The sequence below is a fragment of the Dyadobacter sp. genome, from assembly GCF_051859145.1.
Classification (GTDB): Bacteria; Bacteroidota; Bacteroidia; order Cytophagales; family Spirosomataceae; genus Dyadobacter.
On the sequence record NZ_JBHYGF010000031.1, the window covers coordinates 1 to 4,349 of the forward strand.

Consider the following 4,349-nt stretch of genomic DNA (forward strand, 5'->3'; position numbering starts at 1 on the left):
GTGTTGCTAGTTTGTCAAAAACGGGCTGCATTGGACGTCGTGCATCAGCGGCTCAAAACGATTGGGATGTACAGGTTTGTTGCATTGATCCATGATTTCAAAAATGACAGACCAGCATTGTACCGTCAGATTGCCGCACAGATTGAGGATGTAGATGCATACCGCAAGGAGAATTACAGTCTGGATGCAGTTTTTCTTGAAAGACAATTTACCCAGGAGAGCCGGGCGATCGATAAGACCGTCGCTGACCTGAATGCTTTCCGGGAAGCTTTGTTTGATGAAACTGAATGCGGTGTAAGTATCAAGGAGCTGTATTTGACCAGCGACCAGCGCGCACCGCATATAGACCTGCTTGCGCATTACAAACATTTCAGAATCGACCAGTGGGATGATTTTCGGAGGCGATTAAAGACATATTTCGACTATACCCTTCATATTGGTGCAAGCCACGATTGGGCTGAACGCAGGGATTTTTCCGTATTCGGGCTGGGCGAGTTAAGGAGAATGGAGCAAATGCTCGACGAAATCCCGGCTGTTTTTTTGCGGCAAAAAGATAAATTTCAGCAGCTTACCAATACCCATTTTTCCATTGATTTTGTTCGAAACCGCGCTGAGGCGCTCAGCAGGCTGCGGAATATTGCTGCGTTGATACACAATAATGAAAGCTGGTCTTTATTTAAGCAGTACCGTTTTTCACCACACAATGCACACGAGCGGCTCGCTTTCGTGAGGCAGACTGCCGATGCACTTGACGGATTTTTGCAGGAAGAAGGCATTGAATTTTCACTGAGTAAAACCGGGCTTGTACCTTTTTACCAGTCTTTGAACAAGGCAATGGACTCAAAGGAGTCGGCATTGACCAGCTTTTTCTGGGGGATTTTTAGTAAAGAAAAAAAGGAAATCGACAGGGTAGCCACTGCCAATGGACTTTCACTTGAGCTTGCCGATCTGAGAAAGTTGCAAGTGCGCGTCAGGAACAGACAGGAGATTGAGGGTTGGTTGTCGCAGGCAAGCTTGCACTATAAAGAAAGCTCTGACGCCCGAATGCAGCCGGATATCGCATTAACCCAGTTTTTCAGGAATGCGGAAGCAGCAGCTGATGCTGTTGTACGTTGCTCATTTCAACCCTGGCAGCCGGTTTTACATTCAGTTACTAAAAATGCGTCTGACAAAACTGAGTTCGATACCATTCTAAAAGGATTGATCCTGTGGCTCGAAACCTGGGATAAATTGGAGCGTGAAATGCTGCCTTTTTTACTGACCTCTCAAATTAGCAAATTGATCAGTGAGCCAGAGTATGCCGACCGCTTACGCGCTTCTCTGACCAGAGACTTTGACTCGCTGGTAGATATGGACCGGCTTTTTAAGGAAATGACAGGTGCCGAGCAGTCGGTAGCCAAAATCGTGCGTGTGGAAAGCAGCAAACCGGGATTAGCAGATACGGAAGCTATGATGGGACTGTTTGAAAATAGCATCAAACTGGCCTGGATTGAACATATAGAATCAAAATACCCGGAGCTAAGAGCTGTTACTTCGCTGAAAATGGCGCAATGGGAAGATCAGCTTCAAGCCGGTATCCAGTTGAAGCAAAAGCTGAGCGTATCAATCAGTAGTATCAAGCTACGTGAAGGTACTTACGAAGATATTTCGAAAAACCGGCTTGGAAATACAGTCACTTATCGCGAACTGGCGCATCAGGTAACCAAAAAACGTAAGATATGGCCGATCAGGAAGGTATTGGAAAATTATTCTGACGAAGTTTTCTCGCTGGTACCTTGCTGGCTGGCTTCACCGGAGTCGGTATCTGCCATTTTTCCGATGNAGCAGGCACTTTTTGACCTCGTCATTTTTGATGAAGCTTCGCAATGTTACGCCGAATATGGCCTTCCTGCTGCATTCAGAGGAAAGCAATTGGTTGTAACGGGAGATGATAAGCAGCTATCGCCAAGCGACTTATATAAGGTCAGGTACGAAGACAGGGGAGAGGAAGACGATGAATATGTGGCGGCCAAAGAGATAGAATCTTTGCTCGACCTGGCGGCACAGTCCCTGGAACAATACCAGCTTACCGGACATTACCGCAGCCAGTCACTTGATCTGATTGATTTCTCTAACCGCCATTTTTACAAAAACAGTCTTCGCTTACTGCCAGATTTCAGCCACATCAATGCAGGCAGGGCTGGAATCCGGTACATTAAAACCGAAGGTATCTGGAAACAGAATACCAATGCAGTTGAGGTAGAAAGAGTGGTGGAGTTGGTCAAAGAGCTGATTCCGGAAGGCAAAAGCATCGGGATTGTTACATTCAATTTCTACCAGCAAGCTGCGATCCAGGATAGTCTGGAAAGGGAAAGCATGCTGCCGCCGAATCTTTTTGTAAAGAATATAGAAAACGTACAGGGAGACGAGCGGGATATTATCATTTTCTCAATGGGTTATGCGCCTGATGAAAAAGGCAAACTTTCTATGCAGTTCGGGAGTCTGAACATGCAGGGAGGCGAAAACAGGTTGAATGTGGCTGTGACCAGGGCGAGGGAGCGAATTTACTTTGTGACAAGTTTGTGGCCGGCCCAAATGCAGACAGACCATACAGCCAATGCAGGTCCGAAAATGTTAAAAGCTTACCTGGAATATGCATTGGAAGTTTCGCAGGGTAAATTCCAGCCGGTTCCCGCTGGTGCAAAGCAATTCAGGACAGACTGGCTTCTGAAAGAACGTTTGACAAAATTGCGGCCGGAGTATAGAAAAGAACTTCCATTCGGGGATGTGACTATAAAAGAAGAAGGGGTTTATAAGGGCTTGGTCCTGACTGACGACGATCTCTATCATGAGAGCAAATCGTCAAAGGAACCGCACGCTTACTTACCCCTTCTTTTGCGGCAGAAAAACTGGCCATTCAGGCGCATTTACAGCCGCGAGTATTGGACCGGCAATTTGCCGGCAGACCTATTATAGTTCTCTGATGCGGATATTTCTGTAAGAAACCTGATCTCCGTGATCCTGCAAAGCGATTTTCCCTTTTGAAGCAGCACCAAATCCTTCCCAGGTTTTGAATTTGCTGTTTGCAACCAGCTTTTCCCATTCAGCACCCTGTGTCGGGAAGTCAACTACTTTCTTGCCATTTAACCAGCTTTCTCCGCGACCACCTTTGATCACGATTTTCGCCTTGTTCCATTGTCCGGCAGGCTTCACAGCTTTGAAGTCGTTTGGAGGAAGCATATCATAAAGCGAACCGGATTTGTGGTTGCCTTCTTTGCCCGCTTTTGCGTCAGGGTGTTTTACATCATCCAAAACCTGGATTTCAGGACCGGTTGAATATGGGCAGCAGTATTTCTTATCTTCGATTACGTGGTAAATAATACCGCTGTTACCGCCTTCTGCAATTTTCCATTCCAGTTCGAGTTCAAAATCGCCGTATTCCTTGTCGGTAACAAGGTCTTTTCCGCCTTTTTCAGTCAGTACGATTGCATTGTCTTGTATTTTCCATTGCGGCAGTACTTCATCTGACTGCCAGCTATGCCAGCCTTTCAATGATTTACCGTCAAACAGGGTTTCCCATTTGCCTTTATTTTGCGCTTCTGCATAGTTAGTTGTAGAAGCGAAAGCGATCAATGCGATCAGGGATGCTCTGCTGAAAGCTTTCCAATTCTTGCTTGTCATGTTTTCTCTGTTAAAATTTAGATCGCAATATTAAGTACTTTTCGGTTTTTAAATACTTATTTCAAACGAAAGTTCGGCTGCCAAAGTAGGTATCCTGAGCTGACTTTTTTTAACTGACAACAATGGCTTCTATATTCTCAAAAATAGTTAACGGAGAAATCCCGGCTCACAAGATTACGGAAAACGATGATTTTCTGGCCTTCCTTGATGCATTCCCGATTGCGAAGGGGCACACTTTGGTAATACCTAAAAAAGAAGTCGATTATCTGTTTGATCTGGATGATGCGACGTACACGGGTTTGCTGTTGTTTGCGAAGAACATCGCACCTGCATTGGAGAAAACCGTGCCTTGTCTGCGCATTGGTGTCAGCGTAATTGGTCTGGAAGTCCCGCACGTTCACATCCATTTAATTCCATTGAATAGTATGTCAGATGCCGATTTCTCAAAGAAAATCAGCATTTCGCAAGAGGAGCTGGCGAGCCTGGCAGCGCAAATACGCGAAAACCTTTAATTGATCAGTAAAAGGAGAAGTCTTTCCGTAAACCCAGGGTAAATCCGTGTGTTCTGCGGTACAAATCTCCTATGTCCGCTGCGTAAGCCCCTTTGACAGTTAGTCCGCCAAGCACATCAAGTTTTGTTTGCATCGCGATATAGCCGGAGAATTGCTTGGGGATATCCAGGAACCTCC

General features: G+C 45.8%; 3 protein-coding genes. 2 read left to right on the forward strand and 1 reads right to left on the reverse strand.

Annotated features, from left to right (window positions below; translation table 11 throughout):
* Positions 1 to 1,818 precede the first annotated feature (1,818 nt).
* Positions 1,819 to 2,955, forward strand: coding sequence for a DEAD/DEAH box helicase (locus ACTIE6_RS02745; protein WP_439555180.1), 1,137 nt, complete (start codon positions 1,819 to 1,821; stop codon positions 2,953 to 2,955).
* Here the strand turns inward: ACTIE6_RS02745 and ACTIE6_RS02750 are convergent.
* Positions 2,950 to 3,660 carry a 3-keto-disaccharide hydrolase gene (locus ACTIE6_RS02750; RefSeq protein ID WP_439555171.1) on the reverse strand — a complete coding sequence of 237 codons (711 nt, stop codon included), beginning with the start codon at positions 3,658 to 3,660 and terminating at the stop codon, positions 2,950 to 2,952. The genes ACTIE6_RS02745 and ACTIE6_RS02750 overlap by 6 nt on opposite strands.
* 122 nt (positions 3,661 to 3,782) lie before the next feature.
* Between ACTIE6_RS02750 and ACTIE6_RS02755 the strand changes: the two genes are divergently transcribed.
* Positions 3,783 to 4,172 (forward strand): HIT family protein, encoded by a 390-nt coding sequence (locus tag ACTIE6_RS02755; protein ID WP_439555172.1) that lies wholly within the window; start codon positions 3,783 to 3,785, stop codon positions 4,170 to 4,172.
* The last annotated feature ends 177 nt before the right edge of the window (positions 4,173 to 4,349 follow it).

Coding starts and splice junctions, on each gene's coding strand:
- ACTIE6_RS02750 (WP_439555171.1), bottom strand. CDS start 3,660: ATGACAAGCAAGAATTGGAAAGCTTTCAGCAGAGCATCCCTGATCGCA.
- ACTIE6_RS02755 (WP_439555172.1), top strand. CDS start 3,783: ATGGCTTCTATATTCTCAAAAATAGTTAACGGAGAAATCCCGGCTCAC.